Origin of the sequence: Campylobacter novaezeelandiae (assembly GCF_004323845.1) — a bacterium.
GTDB classification, from domain to species: Bacteria; Campylobacterota; Campylobacteria; order Campylobacterales; family Campylobacteraceae; genus Campylobacter_D; species Campylobacter_D novaezeelandiae.
In genome coordinates, this window is sequence record NZ_QPGR01000004.1 from 60,923 (window position 1) to 78,326 (window position 17,404).

10 protein-coding genes and 1 pseudogene are annotated in these 17,404 nt (G+C 30.3%); all 11 read left to right on the plus strand.

Features of this window, described 5'->3' with window-relative positions; all coding sequences use genetic code 11:
* Positions 1–30: 30 nt before the first annotated feature.
* On the plus strand, positions 31–4,158 hold the full coding sequence (gene rpoB, locus DU473_RS03305; protein WP_131163598.1) for a DNA-directed RNA polymerase subunit beta: 4,128 nt from the start codon (positions 31–33) through the stop codon (positions 4,156–4,158).
* Entirely contained in the window at positions 4,151–8,707 is a 4,557-nt protein-coding gene (gene rpoC / locus DU473_RS03310; RefSeq protein WP_131163597.1) for a DNA-directed RNA polymerase subunit beta', read from the plus strand. The genes rpoB and rpoC overlap by 8 nt, the downstream gene beginning before the upstream one ends.
* A 128-nt stretch (positions 8,708–8,835) precedes the next feature.
* Positions 8,836–9,339, plus strand: coding sequence for a ubiquinol-cytochrome c reductase iron-sulfur subunit (gene petA, locus DU473_RS03315; RefSeq protein WP_131163596.1), 504 nt, complete (start codon positions 8,836–8,838; stop codon positions 9,337–9,339).
* A gap of 1 nt (position 9,340) precedes the next feature.
* The gene (locus DU473_RS03320) at positions 9,341–10,591 is read left to right on the plus strand and encodes a cytochrome b (protein ID WP_131163595.1); all 1,251 of its coding nucleotides are present in this window, start codon (positions 9,341–9,343) and stop codon (positions 10,589–10,591) included.
* Complete coding sequence (locus DU473_RS03325; protein ID WP_131186519.1) at positions 10,588–11,712, plus strand: c-type cytochrome; 1,125 nt, start codon at positions 10,588–10,590, stop codon at positions 11,710–11,712. The genes DU473_RS03320 and DU473_RS03325 overlap by 4 nt, the downstream gene beginning before the upstream one ends.
* A 117-nt stretch (positions 11,713–11,829) precedes the next feature.
* Positions 11,830–12,990 carry a class I SAM-dependent methyltransferase gene (locus DU473_RS03330; RefSeq protein WP_131186520.1) on the plus strand — a complete coding sequence of 387 codons (1,161 nt, stop codon included), beginning with the start codon at positions 11,830–11,832 and terminating at the stop codon, positions 12,988–12,990.
* 115 nt (positions 12,991–13,105) lie between these two features.
* Positions 13,106–13,894, plus strand: a complete 789-nt coding sequence (gene rpsB, locus DU473_RS03335; protein WP_131166328.1) for a 30S ribosomal protein S2 — start codon at positions 13,106–13,108, stop codon at positions 13,892–13,894.
* The gene (tsf, locus tag DU473_RS03340; protein WP_131163591.1) at positions 13,894–14,973 is read left to right on the plus strand and encodes a translation elongation factor Ts; all 1,080 of its coding nucleotides are present in this window, start codon (positions 13,894–13,896) and stop codon (positions 14,971–14,973) included. Before rpsB ends, tsf begins: the two co-directional genes overlap by 1 nt.
* A 1-nt stretch (position 14,974) precedes the next feature.
* The gene (locus DU473_RS03345) at positions 14,975–15,610 is read left to right on the plus strand and encodes an ABC transporter ATP-binding protein (RefSeq protein WP_131163590.1); all 636 of its coding nucleotides are present in this window, start codon (positions 14,975–14,977) and stop codon (positions 15,608–15,610) included.
* Entirely contained in the window at positions 15,597–16,364 is a 768-nt protein-coding gene (gene fliR / locus DU473_RS03350) for a flagellar biosynthetic protein FliR (protein WP_131186521.1), read from the plus strand. Before DU473_RS03345 ends, fliR begins: the two co-directional genes overlap by 14 nt.
* Positions 16,365–16,419: 55 nt before the next feature.
* Positions 16,420–17,404 (plus strand): annotated as a pseudogene (locus DU473_RS03355) (hypothetical protein); the annotation flags it as partial.

Consider the following 17,404-nt stretch of genomic DNA (forward strand, 5'->3'; position numbering starts at 1 on the left):
TTTTTAAATTTACCATATGAGGTATGCGATATGTCAAATAATAAACTAGGAAATCGTTTAAGAGTAGATTTCTCAAATATTTCGAAACAAATAGAAATTCCTAATCTTCTACAATTACAGAAAAAAAGTTTTGATTATTTTCTAAATCTTAATAATAGTGAAAGTGGTATAGAAAAAGTTTTTAAGTCTATTTTCCCAATACACGATCCTCAAAATAGATTGAGTTTAGAGTATGTTAGTAGCGAGATAGGTAAACCTAAATATACCATTAGAGAATGTATGGAAAGAGGTTTAACTTATTCAGTAAATTTAAAAATGAAAATCCGTCTCACTTTACATGAGAAAGATGAAAAAACAGGTGAGAAAATTGGTGTAAAAGATATTAAAGAACAAGAAATTTTTATAAGAGAAATTCCTCTTATGACTGATAGAGTTTCTTTTATTATCAATGGAGTTGAAAGAGTTGTTGTAAATCAATTGCATAGAAGTCCTGGGGTAATTTTCAAAGAAGAGGAAAGTTCTACAGTTGCAAATAAATTAGTTTATACAGCTCAAATCATTCCAGATCGTGGTTCTTGGCTTTATTTTGAGTATGATGCAAAAGATGTGCTTTATGTAAGGATTAATAAAAGAAGAAAAATTCCAGTAACCATGCTATTTAGAGCTTTGGGTTATAAAAAACAAGATATTATTAAATTATTTTATCCTATACAAACTATTCATGTTAAAAAGGATAAATTTTTAACAGAATTTAATCCAAATGATTTTATGGATAGAATAGAATATGATATTAAAGATGAAAAGGGTAAAGTTGTTCACCAAGCTGGAAAAAGACTAACCAGAAAAAAAGCAGAGCAACTCTTAAAAGATGGTTTAAAATGGATAGAATATCCTGTTGAAGTTCTTTTAAATCGTTATTTGGCAAATCCTATTATTAATAAAGAAACAGGCGAAGTTTTATTTGATTCTTTAACTTTAATTGATGAAGCAAAATTAGTAAAAATAAAAGAACAAAAGAGTTTTGATATTGCCAATGATTTAGCTAATGGAGTAGATGCTGCAATTATTAATTCATTTGCACAGGATAATGAAACATTAAAATTACTTAAACAAAGTGAAAATATCGATGATGAAAATGATTTAGCAGCAATAAGAATTTATAAAGTAATGCGTCCTGGAGAACCTGTTGTTAAAGATGCAGCTAAAGCTTTTGTTAACGATTTATTTTTTAATCCTGAAAGATATGATCTTACAAAAGTAGGTCGTATGAAAATGAATCATAAGTTAGGATTGGATGTTCCAGAATATTTAACCGTTTTAACAAATGAAGATATTATAAAAACGGCAAAATATTTAATTAAAGTTAAAAATGGAAAAGGGCATATTGACGATAGAGATCATCTAGGAAATCGTAGAATTAGATCTATTGGAGAACTTTTAGCCAATGAATTACATTTAGGCTTAGCCAAAATGCAAAAAGCTATAAGAGATAAATTCACTTCTTTAAACACAGATATAGATAAAATCATGCCTTATGATTTGATTAATCCTAAAATGATTACCACAACTATCATTGAGTTTTTTACAGGCGGTCAACTCTCTCAATTTATGGATCAAACAAATCCTTTGAGTGAAATTACTCACAAGCGTCGTTTATCAGCTTTAGGTGAAGGTGGATTAGTTAAGGAAAGAGCTGGATTTGAAGTGCGTGATGTTCATGCTACTCATTATGGTAGGATTTGTCCTGTTGAAACTCCAGAAGGTCAAAATATAGGTCTTATTAATACACTTTCAACTTATGCTAAAGTGAACCAATTGGGTTTTGTAGAGGCTCCTTATAAAAAAGTTGTTAACGGAAAAGTAACAGATGAAATTGTGTATTTAACTGCTACTCAAGAAGAAGGAATGTTTATAGCTCCTGCTTCAACTAAAATTGATTCAAATGGTAATATTATCGAAGAATTTGTAGAAGCAAGACAAGATGGTGAAACTATACTTGCAAGACGTGAAGAAGTTCAACTCATAGATCTTTGTTCGGGTATGATAGTTGGTGTAGCTGCTTCTTTAATACCATTTTTAGAGCATGATGATGCTAATAGAGCTTTGATGGGTTCTAATATGCAACGTCAAGCTGTACCACTTTTGACCTCTAGTGCTCCAATTGTTGGAACTGGTATGGAAAAAATTATTGCCAGAGATGCTTGGGAAGCTGTAAAAGCTAAGCGTGGAGGAGTGGTAGAAAAAGTTGATAATAGAAGTATTTTTATTTTGGGAGAAGATGATAAAGGTCCTTTTATAGACCATTATACTTTAGAAAAAAATTTAAGAACAAATCAAAATACAAATTATATTCAACATCCTATTGTTAAAAAAGGCGATATTGTAAAAGCAGGTCAAATTATAGCCGATGGACCAAGCATGGATCAAGGAGAGCTTGCTATAGGAAAAAATGCATTAATAGCTTTTATGCCTTGGAATGGTTATAACTATGAAGATGCTATAGTAGTAAGTGAAAGAATCATACGTGAAGATACTTTTACAAGTGTGCATATTTATGAAAAAGAAATTGAAGCAAGAGAATTAAAAGATGGTGTTGAAGAAATTACTAAAGATATACCAAATGTTAAAGAAGAGGATATTGCACATTTAGATGAAAGTGGTATTGCTAAAATAGGAACACATATAAAACCAGGTATGATTTTAGTAGGTAAAGTTTCTCCAAAAGGTGAAGTAAAGCCTACTCCAGAAGAAAGATTATTAAGAGCAATTTTTGGAGAAAAAGCAGGGCATGTTGTCAACAAGTCTTTATATGCGACTGCTTCTTTAGAGGGTGTTGTAGTTGATGTTAAAATTTTTACTAAAAAAGGCTATGATAAAGATGATAGAGCTATAAAGTCTTATGATAAAGAAAAAATGACTTTAGAAAAAGAACATCATGATAGACTTTTAATGATGGATAGAGAAGAAATGTTAAGAGTATGCGCTTTATTATCTAATTCTCCTTTAAATAGTGAACAAAAAATTAATGATAAAACCTATAAAAAGGGGCAGAAAGTTGATATTAAGGAGCTTGAAAAAATCAATCGTTTCACTCTTGCTTCTTTGATTAAATCATATTCTAAAGAAGTACAAAAAGAATACGAAGATCTAAAAAATCATTTTCAAAATGAAAAGAAAAAGCTTAAGAGTGAGCATGATGAGAAATTAGAAATTTTAGAAAAAGATGATATTTTACCAAGTGGAGTTGTGAAACTTGTTAAAGTTTATATTGCAACAAAAAGAAAACTTAAAGTTGGCGATAAAATGGCAGGACGTCACGGAAATAAAGGTATAGTTTCTACTATAGTACCAGAAGTAGATATGCCATATTTGCCAAATGGTAAAAGTGTAGATATCGCTCTTAATCCACTCGGTGTTCCAAGTCGTATGAATATAGGTCAAATTTTAGAAAGTCATCTTGGATTAGTCGGTCTAAGATTAGGAGATCAGATCCAAGAAATTTTTGATAAAAAACAAAAAGATTTTGTTAAAGAACTAAGAGCTAAAATGCTTGAGATTTGTTCAATTCCAAGACTTGAAAATGAAAGAAATTTTATTAAGAAATTGAGTGATGAAGAGATTTTAAATTATGCTAGGGATTGGAGTAAAGGGGTTAAATTTGCTACTCCAGTTTTTGAGGGAGTTAATATAGAAGAATTTGAAAAACTCTTTGAAATAGCTAAGGTTGATATGGATGGTAAAACTGAGCTTTATGATGGAAGAACTGGAGAAAAGATAGCAGAACGTGTTCATATAGGATGTATGTATATGTTAAAACTCCATCACTTAGTTGATGAAAAAGTTCATGCAAGAAGTACTGGTCCTTACAGCTTAGTAACCCAACAACCTGTAGGTGGAAAAGCTTTATTTGGGGGTCAAAGATTTGGTGAAATGGAAGTTTGGGCGCTTGAAGCTTATGGAGCCGCACATACTTTAAGAGAAATGCTCACGATAAAATCAGATGATGTCGAAGGAAGATTTAGTGCTTATAAGGCTTTAACTAAAGGAGAAAATGTTCCTGCAACAGGAATTCCTGAAACATTTTTTGTTTTAACTAATGAACTTAAATCTCTTGCTTTAGATGTTGAAATTTTTGATAAGGAAGAAGATAATGAGTAAGCTTAAAATTATAGAAATCAAGGAAGAAGCAAGACCAAGGGATTTTGAGGCTTTTCAATTAAGACTTGCCAGCCCTGAAAAGATTAAATCTTGGTCATATGGAGAAGTTAAAAAGCCTGAAACAATTAATTATAGAACTTTAAAACCAGAAAGAGATGGTCTTTTTTGTGCAAAAATTTTCGGTCCTATACGTGATTATGAATGTCTTTGTGGTAAATATAAAAAGATGCGCTTTAAGGGTGTGAAATGTGAAAAATGTGGAGTAGAGGTTGCAAATTCTAAGGTGCGTCGTTCAAGAATGGGGCACATCGAACTTGTAACTCCAGTAGCTCATATTTGGTATGTAAATTCTTTACCAAGTCGTATAGGAACTTTGCTTGGCGTTAAGATGAAAGATCTTGAGCGCGTGCTTTATTATGAGGCTTATATTGTTGAAAATCCAGGTGATGCATATTATGATAACGAAAATACCAAAAAAGTAGAATTCTGTGATGTTTTAAATGAAGAGCAATATCAAAATTTAATGCAACGTTATGAGAATAGCGGCTTTAAAGCGAGAATGGGTGGTGAAGTAGTTAGAGATTTGCTTGCAAATTTAGATCTTGTTTCGCTTTTAAATCAATTAAAAGAAGAAATGAGTGCTACAAATTCTGAAGCAAAGAAAAAAACTATTATAAAACGCTTAAAAGTAGTAGAAAATTTTCTAAATTCAAATTTAAATGCTAATACAGATAGTGAAGATGCAGTGCCAAATCGTCCAGAATGGATGATGATTACAAATCTTCCAGTTTTACCTCCAGATTTACGTCCTTTAGTAGCTTTAGATGGGGGAAAATTTGCTGTTTCTGATGTAAATGATTTATATCGTAGAGTTATTAATAGAAACACTCGTTTAAAAAAGCTTATGGAGCTTGATGCACCAGAAATCATTATAAGAAATGAAAAGAGAATGCTTCAAGAAGCAGTAGATGCACTTTTTGATAATGGACGTCGTGCCAATGCCGTAAAAGGTGCAAATAAACGTCCTTTAAAATCTTTAAGTGAGATTATCAAAGGAAAACAAGGAAGATTCAGACAGAATTTACTTGGTAAAAGAGTTGATTTTTCTGGTCGTAGTGTTATTGTTGTAGGACCAAAATTAAGAATGGATCAGTGTGGTTTACCTAAAAAAATGGCTTTAGAACTTTTTAAACCACATCTTTTAGCTAAATTGGAAGAAAAAGGTTATGCTACAACAGTTAAACAAGCTAAAAAAATGATAGAAAACAAAACTAATGAAGTTTGGGAGTGCTTGGAAGAAGTTGTTGAGGGACATCCTGTTATGCTTAATCGTGCGCCAACTCTACATAAGCTTTCTATACAGGCATTTCACCCTGTTTTAGTTGAAGGTAAGGCAATACAACTTCATCCTCTAGTTTGTGCTGCGTTTAATGCAGACTTTGATGGGGATCAAATGGCTGTTCATGTTCCTTTATCTCAAGAAGCTATTGCAGAGTGTAAAGTTCTTATGCTTTCATCAATGAATATTCTTTTGCCAGCAAGTGGTAAATCTGTTACTGTTCCTTCGCAAGATATGGTTTTAGGAATTTATTATCTTTCTTTGGAGAAAGCAGGAGCAAAAGGGGCTCATAAAATTTGCACAGGAATTGATGAAGTGATGATGGCTTTAGAATCAAAAAGTCTTGATATTCACGCTAGCATTCAAACTCTTGTAGATGGACGTAAGATTACAACAACAGCAGGGCGTTTAATTATTAAATCCATTTTACCTGATTTTGTTCCAGAATACAGTTGGAATAAAGTTTTAAAGAAAAAAGATATTGCTGCTCTTGTAGATTATGTCTATAAACAAGGTGGTTTAGAAATTACAGCAAGTTTCTTAGATAAATTAAAAAATCTTGGTTTTGAGTATGCTACAAAAGCTGGGGTTTCTATATCTATTGCTGATATTATTGTTCCAAAAAATAAAGAAAAAGCAATCAATGAAGCTAAAAAACAAGTAAGAGAAATTCAAAATTCTTATAATCTTGGACTTATCACTTCGGGTGAAAGATATAATAAAATTATAGATATTTGGAAAAGTACCAATAACATTCTTTCAAAAGAAATGATGAATTTAGTAGAAAAAGATAAAGATGGCTTTAACTCTATTTATATGATGGCAGATTCTGGAGCTAGAGGTAGTGCAGCTCAAATTTCTCAGCTTGCTGCCATGAGAGGACTTATGACTAAACCAGATGGTTCTATTATAGAAACACCAATTATTTCTAATTTCCGTGAAGGATTAAATGTTCTTGAGTATTTTATATCTACCCATGGAGCTAGAAAAGGGCTTGCCGATACCGCACTTAAAACGGCAAATGCAGGTTATTTAACAAGAAAGCTTATAGATGTTGCACAAAATGTAAAAATTACTATTGAAGATTGTGGAACTCACGAAGGTATAGAAATTAATGAAATTACTGCTGATAGCTCTATTATAGAGACTTTAGAAGAAAGAATTTTAGGAAGGGTTTTAGCTGAAGATGTAATTGATCCTATTACAAATTCAGTTCTTTTTGCTGAAGGCACTTTGATTGATGAAGAGAAAGCTAAAATTTTAGGAGAAAGCGGAATTAAAAGTGTAAATATTAGAACTCCTATAACTTGTAAAGCTAAAAAAGGAATTTGTGCTAAATGTTATGGCGTGAATTTAGGAGAAGGAAAGCTTGTAAGACCTGGTGAAGCTGTGGGAATTATTTCTGCTCAGTCTATTGGAGAACCTGGAACTCAGCTTACACTTAGAACTTTCCATAGCGGTGGAACAGCAAGTACTGATTTACAAGATAGACAAGTAAGTGCTCAAAAAGAAGGTTTTATAAGATTTTACAATCTTAAAACTTATAAAAATAAAGAAAATAAAAGTATTGTGGCAAATCGTAGAAATGCGGCTATTTTGCTTGTTGAGCCTAAAATAAAAGCTCCATTTAAGGGAGTTATCAATGTAGAGAATATCCACGAAGATGTTGTTATTTCGGTTAAAAATAAAAAGCAAGAAGCCAAATTCATTTTGAGAAAATATGATTTAGCAAAACCAAATGAATTAGCTGGTGTAAGTGGTAATATCGATGGTAAATTCTATTTGCCTTATCAAAGCGGTAGTGAAGTTGAAGAAGATGAAAGCATTGTAGAGGTTATTAAAGAAGGTTGGAATATCCCAAATCGTATTCCTTTTGCAAGTGATATTTTAGTAAAAGACGGCGATCCTATAGTTCAAAATATTAAAGCAGGAGAAAAAGGAACTTTAAAATTCTATATTTTAAAAGGAGATGGACTCGATAGGGTTAAAAATGTTAAAAAAGGCGATATAGTTAAAGAAAAAGGCTTTTTTGTTGTAATTGCAGATGAAAATGATAGAGAGGCAAAAAGATATTATATCCCAAGAGAATCAAAAATAGAATTTGATGATAGTACTTTTATTGAAGACCCAAATACTATAATTGTAAGTGCAACCAAAAAAGATAAAAATATTATTGCAGAATGGGATGCTTATAATCATACCACTATAGCAGAAATCGATGGAGTTGTTGCATTTGAAGATATAGAAGCGGGCTATAGTGCAGATGAGCAAGTAGATGAAGCTACCGGAAAAAGATCTTTAGTGATTAATGAATATTTGCCAAGCGGAGTAAGACCGACATTAATCATAGCAGGAAAAGGAGAAAAATCTGTTCGCTATCAGCTTGAGCCAAAAACAGTTATTTTGGTTAGTGATGGTGATAAAGTAGCTCAAGCAGATATTTTAGCAAAAACTCCAAAAGCAGCTACAAAATCAAAAGATATTACCGGAGGTCTTCCAAGAGTTTCTGAGCTTTTTGAAGCTAGAAAACCTAAAAATAGTGCTGTTATAGCAGAAATTGATGGAGTTGTAAGATTTGACAAGCCATTGCGTTCTAAAGAAAGAATTATTATACAAGCTGAAGATGGCACTAGTGTAGAATATTTGATTGATAAATCAAAACATATTCAAGTAAGAGATGGAGAATTTATCCATGCAGGTGAAAAACTTACCGATGGAGTTATTTCAAGTCATGATGTTCTTAAAATTTTAGGCGAAAAAGCTTTACATTATTATTTGATTTCTGAGATTCAGCAAGTTTATCGCGGACAAGGTGTTGTAATTTCAGATAAGCATATAGAAGTTATTGTATCTCAAATGTTAAGACAGGTTAAAATTGTTGATAGCGGTAATACTAAATTTATTGAAGGAGATTTAGTTTCAAGACGTAAATTTAGACAAGAAAATGAAAGAATTATTAAAATGGGCGGAGAGCCGGCTATAGCTGAACCGGTTCTTTTAGGGGTTACGCGAGCGGCTATTGGAAGTGATAGCGTCATATCTGCTGCATCTTTCCAAGAAACGACTAAGGTTTTGACAGAAGCAAGTATAGCTGGTAAATTTGATTATTTAGAAGATTTAAAAGAAAATGTAATTTTAGGTCGTATGATTCCTGTTGGAACCGGTTTATATCATGAGCAAGATTTCAAATTAAGAGAAAATATCGAATAGTTTTAGCTATTCGATATTTTTAAATATCTACTTTTATTTTATTTATCTTATTTCTTTTAAAGAAAAAATTAATTTTATTTTCGATAGACTGCTAAGTTTGTATATTATAAAAATGAAAGGAACTTAATATGGCTACATCTGAAAGTAGACGAAGCTTTATGGGTTTTGCATTTGGAAGTGTGGCTGCTGTGGGCGGCGTTTTTTCATTAGTTGCAATGAAAAAAACTTGGGACCCACTTCCAAGTGTAAAAGCTGCTGGTTTTACCACTGTTGATTTATCTGGAATGCAAGCAGGAGAACTTAGAACAATAGAATGGCGTAAAAAACCTATTTTTATTTTAAAAAAAGATGAAAGTATGCCAAGAGATGAGAAGCGTGATGTTGTAGTTGGTAATGCAGCATATACAGTTGTTATAGGATTATGTACTCATTTAGGATGTATCCCAGCTTATACACCGAGTGAGCAATTATTTAAATGTGCTTGTCATGGTGGAGAATTTGATGTGAGTGGCAAAAATGTATTTGGACCTCCTCCTAAACCTTTAGAAATTCCTCCATTTAAAATTGATGGAACAAAACTTGTTTTAGGTGAAGAGGGTTTAGAATATAAAAAAATGATAGCGGAGGCTTAAAATGGCACATATTAGAAAAGCTAATGGCATAATGGATTGGCTTGATCAAAGACTTGCAATTTATAAATTATTAGATGTTTTAATGGTTAAATATTGGATACCAAAACAAATTAACTTTTTATGGGCTATGGGTGTTATATTAACCACTCTTTTTGCAATACTTTTTGTAACAGGTTTGTTGCTTGTTATGTATTATAAGCCAGATACTGCATTGGCTTTTGATAGTGTAAATAAAACTATTATGCAAGAAGTAGATTATGGTTGGCTTTGGCGACATATGCACGGTGTTGCGGCTTCTGTAGTATTTTTAATCATTTATATTCATATGCTAACAGGAATTTATTATGGGTCTTATAAAAAAGGCCGAGAGATGATTTGGGTTAGTGGAATGCTTTTATTTATTGTATTTTCAGCTGAAGCGTTTAGTGGATATATGTTGCCTTGGGGACAAATGAGTTATTGGGCTGCACAAGTTATCACAAATCTTTTTGGCGGTATTCCTTTTATAGGTCCTGAGCTTGTAATTTGGATAAGAGGAGACTACGCTGTTTCAGATCCAACTTTAACAAGATTTTTTATGCTTCATGTTTGTTTGTTGCCTATAGTTATTATTGCTCTTATTGTTGTGCATTTTTATACTTTAAGAATTCCTCATGTAAATAATGAAATTTCAGAAGAATTAGACTTTGATTTAGAAGCTGAAAAATATATGGCAGGAGATACAAAAGGATCTAAAGTTATTCCTTTTTGGCCAGGATTTTTATCTAAAGATTTTATGTATATTTGCTTGTTTATGATTTTCTTTTTCTACTTAGTTTGTTTTAAATTTGATTTTGCTATGGATCCTATTAATTTTGATCCGGCTAATGCATTAAAAACACCAGCACATATCTATCCTGAATGGTATTTTTTATGGTCTTATGAAGTATTAAGAGGATTTTTCTTTGATATTGCAGGAATTAAAGCTTTTGATATAGGTTTAGCTGCTTTTGGTATAGCCCAAATTATTTTCTTCTTATTGCCTTGGCTTGATAGAAGTGATGTAGTAAAACCTGCTCATGATAGACCATTATTTTTTATATGGTTTTGGATTTTATTGATAGACTTAATTGTTTTAACTGTTTATGGTAAACTTCCTCCAACGGGTGTTAATGCTTGGGTTGGTTTTTACGCTTCTATAGTTTTTTTACTAATGCTTATTGTGGTTTTACCTATAATTACTATTTTAGAGAGAAAAGGAGCTAAGTCATGAGAGAGCTAAAAATATTTTTAGTTGTAGTAGTATTTACTGGACTTGTTTATTGGGGTGTTGAACCTTATGCTCACTCTGTTATGAAGCCTCATGTAGCTCCTGCAAATTTTAATTTTGCAGTTGAAGATATTGATTATGCAAAAAGCGTTATCGCATCTAAAGAGTTAGCACTTGATGAAGCACAAAAGTCAAATGATGAAAAAAGAATACAAAGTGCCAGAAAAGATCTTGAACTTGCAAAAGAAAATTTAGTTAAAAATGAAAGACTTTGGAATGAAGTGGATAAAATTGACTTTTCTAAGGCAGATGCTAAAAAAGGAAAAGAATTTTTTGAAGGAAATTGCTTTGCTTGTCATGGAATTAAAGCTGATAATATGCCAGCAAATATTACAGACTCTTCTTTAGGTGTCATTCCTCCTGATTTAAGTTCTGCGGCAAATTTATATGATGAGAAATTTTTAGCTGCTTTAATTATGCATCCAGCACTTGCTCTAAAAGTAGATCATAAATTTGGAGATGCTTTTATTATGAGTGCTTACAATACAGAAACATCTGGAGAAAATCAAGAGACAGTTAATGCTAACGTTGCAAATGTTATTGCTTACCTTAAAGAAGTTGGCGTGAAATTTAAAACACAAGAAGATACCGCTATTCAAAAAGAGATTGAAGCAAAATATGCTAATTTAACAGATGAGAAACGAAAAATAGCTTTGATAAATAAAGATGTAGCTTTTGCAAAAGATAGAGTAACTTTTATAGAAGCTTGTGGTCGTTGTCATGATGTTAAGTATGATAATTTTCTTACTCCATCTAATCATGATGATTTGAAAAATTATCTTGGTTCAGTTCCGCCTGATTTATCTATGATGATACGTTCAAGAGGTGAGCAGTATCTTCATGACTTTATAAATAATACTCAAAAATTACTCCCAGGAACAGCAATGCCAAGAGTAGGACTGAATGAAGAGTCTCAAGCTAAAGTTATTTCTTACTTAGAAAAAGTAGGTGATAGTAAAAAAGAACAAAGAGAAAATTTAGGAATTTATATAATGATTTTCTTTGTAATTTTAAGTATTTTAGCTATAGGATGGAAAAGATCTGTTTGGTCTAAACTTCATTAAAATTTTTATCACTTTTTTAAAAAAGTGATAAAAATAATTTTATTCTTCATATACTTCAATTTTATTAATTTTTAGATTCTATACTGTTTATATAAATTTTTATTATTGGAGTATATTATGCTAGAAAAGAAAATTATTAAACTAATTCTTTCAAAATGGGATTATGGTGATTTTAGGATTGTTTTTTGGGATAAAGAAGAATTTATTTTAGGCAAAAATCAGCCTAAATTTTCTTTAATTTTAAAAGAGAAAATACCTTTTTATGTTTTATTTAAAGATACGAGTTTGATTTTTGCTCAATATTATATGCAAGGAAAATTAGATATTGAGGGTGATTATAATGAAATAGCTAAAGTTTTATATTATTTTTCTAATAAAAAATATTTAAAAAATAAAAATGTCTTAAGTAAAATAGCCCAAAATAAAGAAAGTGAAAATATTAAAAGTCATTATGATTTAGGAAATGATTTTTATAAACTTTGGCTTGATGAAACCATGAGCTACTCATGTGCTTATTTCAAAAATCCTAAAGAAACTCTTTATGAGGCACAACTTAATAAAATTGAGCATACTTTAAAAAAATTAAATTTAAAACCCAAAGAAAAACTTTTAGATATAGGATGTGGCTGGGGATGGCTTTCTGTTATCGCAGCACAAAAGTATGGGGTTGAAGTTGTTGGTATTACAATTTCTAAAGAGCAGTATCAAAAGGCCAATGAAAGAGTTAAGGAATTAGGACTTGAAAATCAAATTGAAATTAAACTTCAAAACTATCAAGATTTAAAATATCATAATTATTTTGATAAAGTTGTTTCTGTTGGTATGTTTGAACATGTTGGTAGAAAAAATTTGGATCTTTATTTTGTAAAAGTAAAACAAATGTTAAAACCCGGTGGTTTATTTTTGCTTCATTCTATTTTATCAATGTTTGAGGGAAAGACTAATGCATGGATAGATAAGTATATTTTTCCAGGGGGATATTTACCATCTTTAAGAGAAGTTATAAGTATAATGAGCGAAAGAGATTTTCATCTTTTATTGGCAGAAAGTTTAAGATTGCATTATGCTAAAACTTTAGATATTTGGACTAATAATTTTAATCTAGCTGTTGATCAAGTACGTAAAAAATATGATGAAGAATTTATTAGAATGTGGAATTTATATTTACGTTCTTGCTCTGCAGCTTTTAAAGTTGGAAGTGTAGATTTGTTTCAATTATTAATTACTAAAGAAATTAATAATGAAATTCCATTAACTCAAGAACATATTTATAAGTAAAAACTAAAATAAAATTTGATAAGATTACTGCTTTGATTTCACACGTATCAATTCTTTTTAGCTTTGTAAATAAAAAAGGATACGGAGGAATAAAAGCTAAATTTAAGGAGAAATTATGGTTAGTATGAGAGATTTGTTAGAATGCGGTGTGCATTTTGGACATCAAACAAGAAGATGGAATCCAAAGATGAAAAAATTTATTTTTGGAGAAAGAAAAGGTATCTATGTTATCGACTTGCAAAAAACTTTAAGATATTTTAGATACACCTATAATATTGTTCGTGATGCAGCTGCTGAGGGAAAAACTATATTGTTTGTTGGAACCAAAAAACAAGCAGGTGGAGCTATTAAAGAGTATGCTGAAAAATGCGGAATGCCTTATGTCAATCATCGTTGGCTAGGTGGTATGATGACAAATTTTGGCACTATTCGTCAGTCGATAAGAAAATTAGAAGTTATAGAAAAAATGGAAGAAGATGGTAGCATTAAACTTTTGACAAAAAAAGAAGCTTTAATGCTTACAAGAAAAAAAGAGAAATTACTTGCATATTTAGGCGGTATTCGTTATATGAAAACTCAGCCTGATATGATTTTTGTTATTGATACTGTAAAAGAAAAAATTGCTGTTACAGAAGCTAATAGACTTGGAATTCCTGTTGTAGCTCCTCTTGATACAAATTGTGATCCAGATTTGGTTACTTATCCGATACCAGGAAATGATGATGCTATTCGTTCTGTTCAACTTTTTTGTCAAGAAATGGCTGAAGCAATTAATGAGGGTAAAGCCTTAAGAGAGCAAGATGGATTAGAAGAAATAGAACAAAAAAATGAAATTTCTGAAAGTGAAAAAAAAGAAATTATTGATGAAGCAATGAGTGAAGAAGACTTTAAGGAGCAAGAATAATGGCTGAAATTTCTGCACAAATGGTAAAAGAACTGCGCGAAAGCACTGGCGCAGGAATGATGGATTGTAAAAATGCTTTAAAAGAAAGTAATGGAGACTTTGATAAAGCTGTTCAACTTTTAAGAGAAAAAGGACTTGGTAAAGCAGCTAAAAAAGCAGATCGTTTGGCGGCTGAGGGATTAATTAGTGTTAAAGTGAGTGATGATTTTAAAACAGCAACTTTAAGTGAGATTAATTCAGAAACAGACTTCGTTGCAAAAAATGAGCAATTTATTGCTTTAACAAAAGAAACAACAGAGCATATACAAATTAATGATTTAAAAAACAATGATGAACTTAAAAATAGCAAGATTAACGGGGTTGCTTTTGAAGATTATTTAAAAACTCAAATTGCTACTATTGGAGAGAATTTAGTTGTAAGAAGATTTGAGACTATTAAGACTAATGATCAAAAAGGTATAGTTAACGGCTATATCCATACTAATGGTCGTGTAGGTGTTATTATTGCGGCAAATTGTGAAAATGAAGAAGTAGCTCAAAAATCAAAAGATTTTTTAAAACAACTTTGTATGCACATAGCTGCTATGAAGCCTAGTTATTTAAGTTATGAAGAACTTGATATGGATTTTATTGAAAACGAATATAAAGCTTTGGTGGCTGAACTTGAAAAAGAAAATGAAGAAAGACGCCGTTTAAAAGATCCAAATAAGCCAGAGCATAAAATTCCTAAATTTGCTAGTAGAAAACAGCTTAATGAAACTATTTTAAAACAAGTTGAAGATGATATTAAAGCAGAGCTTAAAGCACAAAATAAACCTGAAAAAATTTGGGCAAATATTATACCTGGAAAAATTAATAGCTTTATAGCTGATAATTCTCAGCTTGATAGCAAATTAACGCTTATGGGTCAATTTTATGTAATGGATGATAAAAAAACTATTGAACAAGTAATTGCACAAAAAGAACAAGAATTTGGTGGAAAAATTCAAATTGTGAAATTTGTTCGTTTTGAAGTAGGCGAAGGCTTAGAGAAAAAGACTGAAGATTTTGCTGCAGAAGTTGCTGCACAAATGAGCTAATATGGAACTTTTAAGAGCGGAAAAAATAACTCATAGTTTTGATTATCCGCTCTTTAAAGATTTAGATTTAAATATTTATCCAAAAGATTGTATTGCTATACAAGGAAGTAGTGGATGTGGAAAATCTACTCTTTTGCATATTTTATCTTCTTTACTAAAACCAAATAATGGAAATGTTTTTTATAAAAATCAAAATTTATATGATATTAGCGAGAAAGAAAAGATCAGAATAAGACGCTATGAATTTGGTATTATTTTTCAGACTCATTATCTTTTTAAAGGTTTTTCAACTTTGGAAAATATAGAATTAGCAAGTATTTTATCTGGATATGAGCTTGATAAAGTTTTACTTGAAAAGTTAGGAATTGCAAAACTTTTAAATCAAAAAATTACCAAATTAAGCGGAGGGCAACAGCAAAGAGTAAGCATAGCAAGAGTACTTTGTAAAAAACCAAAAATTATATTTGCAGATGAGGCAACAGGGAATTTGGATTTTGATAATGCTAAAAATGTTATTGAAATTTTAATTGATTATGTAAAAGAAAATAATGCTGCTTTATTTTTTGTGACACATGATAATCAATTAGCGAAATTTTGCGATAAAACTTATATTTTAAACTCTTATGGAATTTGTTAATTATTTAGGCGATAAAAATGTAGTTACTTTTATGCTTTTGTTCGCAAGATTAAGCGGGCTTGTAGTTTTTTTTCCTTTTTTCTCTCACAATGTTATTCCTATGGTGATAAAAACTACTATTGTTTTCTTTTTGACAATGTTTTTATTTCCTTTTGCTAAATTAGAAGCTTTGCATTTAGATTCTTTTTTTATTTTGCAAATTTTGAGTGAAGTTATTTTTGGAATGATAGCTGGACTTATGTTGCAAATTATTTTTGCCATTATAATGATGGCAGGAGAGCAAATAGCTTTTACTATGGGTTTTACAATGGCAAGTGTGATTGATCCTTCTTCTGGTACCAATATGCCTATAACTTCTCAAATTTTACATTTATTGGCCTTATTATTTTTTCTTGCTTTTGATGGACATCATTTAATGCTTTTATTTTTAAAGTATTCTTTAGGATCTATTACTTTAGGAGGATTTTATCCTCATGAAAATTTATTAACGTATCTTAATCAAGGTATTTTAAATATTTTTATTATAGGTTTTACTATGTCTTTTCCTATTTTGGCAATTTCTTTACTTTCTGATGTAATTTTTGGACTTTTAATGAAAACTATGCCACAATTTAATCTTTTAGTTATTGGTTATCCTATTAAAATTGCTTTAGGTTTTATAGTATTAATTGCAATTTTACTTGTAATGATGCAATATTTTAAACAATTGATTATTCAAGTTTTTTCAAATATGCAAACTCTCTTTTTTGTATAAGGTAATAATAAATGAAAATATCATAAAATAAGAATTATTTTTCAAGGATAAAGTGATGAAAATTTTACTTTTAAATGAAAACCCTGTTGTATCAAAGCTTGTAGGGCTTAGTGCAAAAAAAATGTCTCATGATTTTAAAGAAGCAAATGCTTATACTGATGATTTAGGCGTATATGATATTATAGTTATAGATGGTGATATACAAGAAGATATTGAAAAATTAAAACAAAAATGTTCTAAACTTATAGTTTTAACATCGCGCAATCAAAATTTTGATATTAAAGATATAAAAACTTTACAAAAACCTTTTTTACCTACAGACTTTTTAAATCTTTTAAATAATGATAGTTTAGATAGTAATACTCAAACTTTTATCGAAGAACAAGATGATATTCATGAAAAAGATGATAATAAATTAGAAGAGATAGATGAGTTAAGCATTGATGATTTAAGCTTAGATGAGGATGAGATAAATCAAAAGTCTTTATCTGATAATACTGATAATTTAGATGACTTAACCTTAAACGATCAAAATGATCAAGAAGAAATCCAAGTAGATGAAAATGTAGATGAAATTAATGAAAATTTAAAAGATACAGATGATAATCTTGATTTAGAAACTCAAAACGAAGATTTAAAGATAAATCATAGCGATGAGTTAAATATAGAAGATAACCAAGTCCAAGATCCAACCGATGATTTAGAATTAACCCAAGATGATGAAATAAATGACGATGCTAAAAAAATTGAAGATGAATTACAAGATGAAAATTTAAATAATGATGATTTAACCTTAAACGATCAAAATGATCAAGAAGAAATCCAAGTAGATGAAAATGTAGATGAAATTAATGAAAATTTAAAAGATACAGATGATAATCTTGATTTAGAAACTCAAAACGAAGATTTAAAGATAAATCATAGCGATGAGTTAAATATAGAAGATAACCAAGTCCAAGATCCAACCGATGATTTAGAATTAACCCAAGATGATGAAATAAATGACGATGCTAAAAAAATTGAAGATGAATTACAAGACA

Excerpts from the sequence above, each read along its gene's own strand:
- petA (WP_131163596.1), top strand. The coding sequence starts at position 8,836 with ATGGCTACATCTGAAAGTAGACGAAGCTTTATGGGTTTTGCATTTGGA.
- DU473_RS03325 (WP_131186519.1), top strand. The coding sequence starts at position 10,588 with ATGAGAGAGCTAAAAATATTTTTAGTTGTAGTAGTATTTACTGGACTT.
- fliR (WP_131186521.1), top strand. The coding sequence starts at position 15,597 with ATGGAATTTGTTAATTATTTAGGCGATAAAAATGTAGTTACTTTTATG.
- DU473_RS03330 (WP_131186520.1), top strand. The coding sequence starts at position 11,830 with ATGCTAGAAAAGAAAATTATTAAACTAATTCTTTCAAAATGGGATTAT.
- rpoB (WP_131163598.1), top strand. The coding sequence starts at position 31 with ATGTCAAATAATAAACTAGGAAATCGTTTAAGAGTAGATTTCTCAAAT.
- tsf (WP_131163591.1), top strand. The coding sequence starts at position 13,894 with ATGGCTGAAATTTCTGCACAAATGGTAAAAGAACTGCGCGAAAGCACT.
- DU473_RS03320 (WP_131163595.1), top strand. The coding sequence starts at position 9,341 with ATGGCACATATTAGAAAAGCTAATGGCATAATGGATTGGCTTGATCAA.
- rpoC (WP_131163597.1), top strand. The coding sequence starts at position 4,151 with ATGAGTAAGCTTAAAATTATAGAAATCAAGGAAGAAGCAAGACCAAGG.
- rpsB (WP_131166328.1), top strand. The coding sequence starts at position 13,106 with ATGGTTAGTATGAGAGATTTGTTAGAATGCGGTGTGCATTTTGGACAT.
- DU473_RS03345 (WP_131163590.1), top strand. The coding sequence starts at position 14,975 with ATGGAACTTTTAAGAGCGGAAAAAATAACTCATAGTTTTGATTATCCG.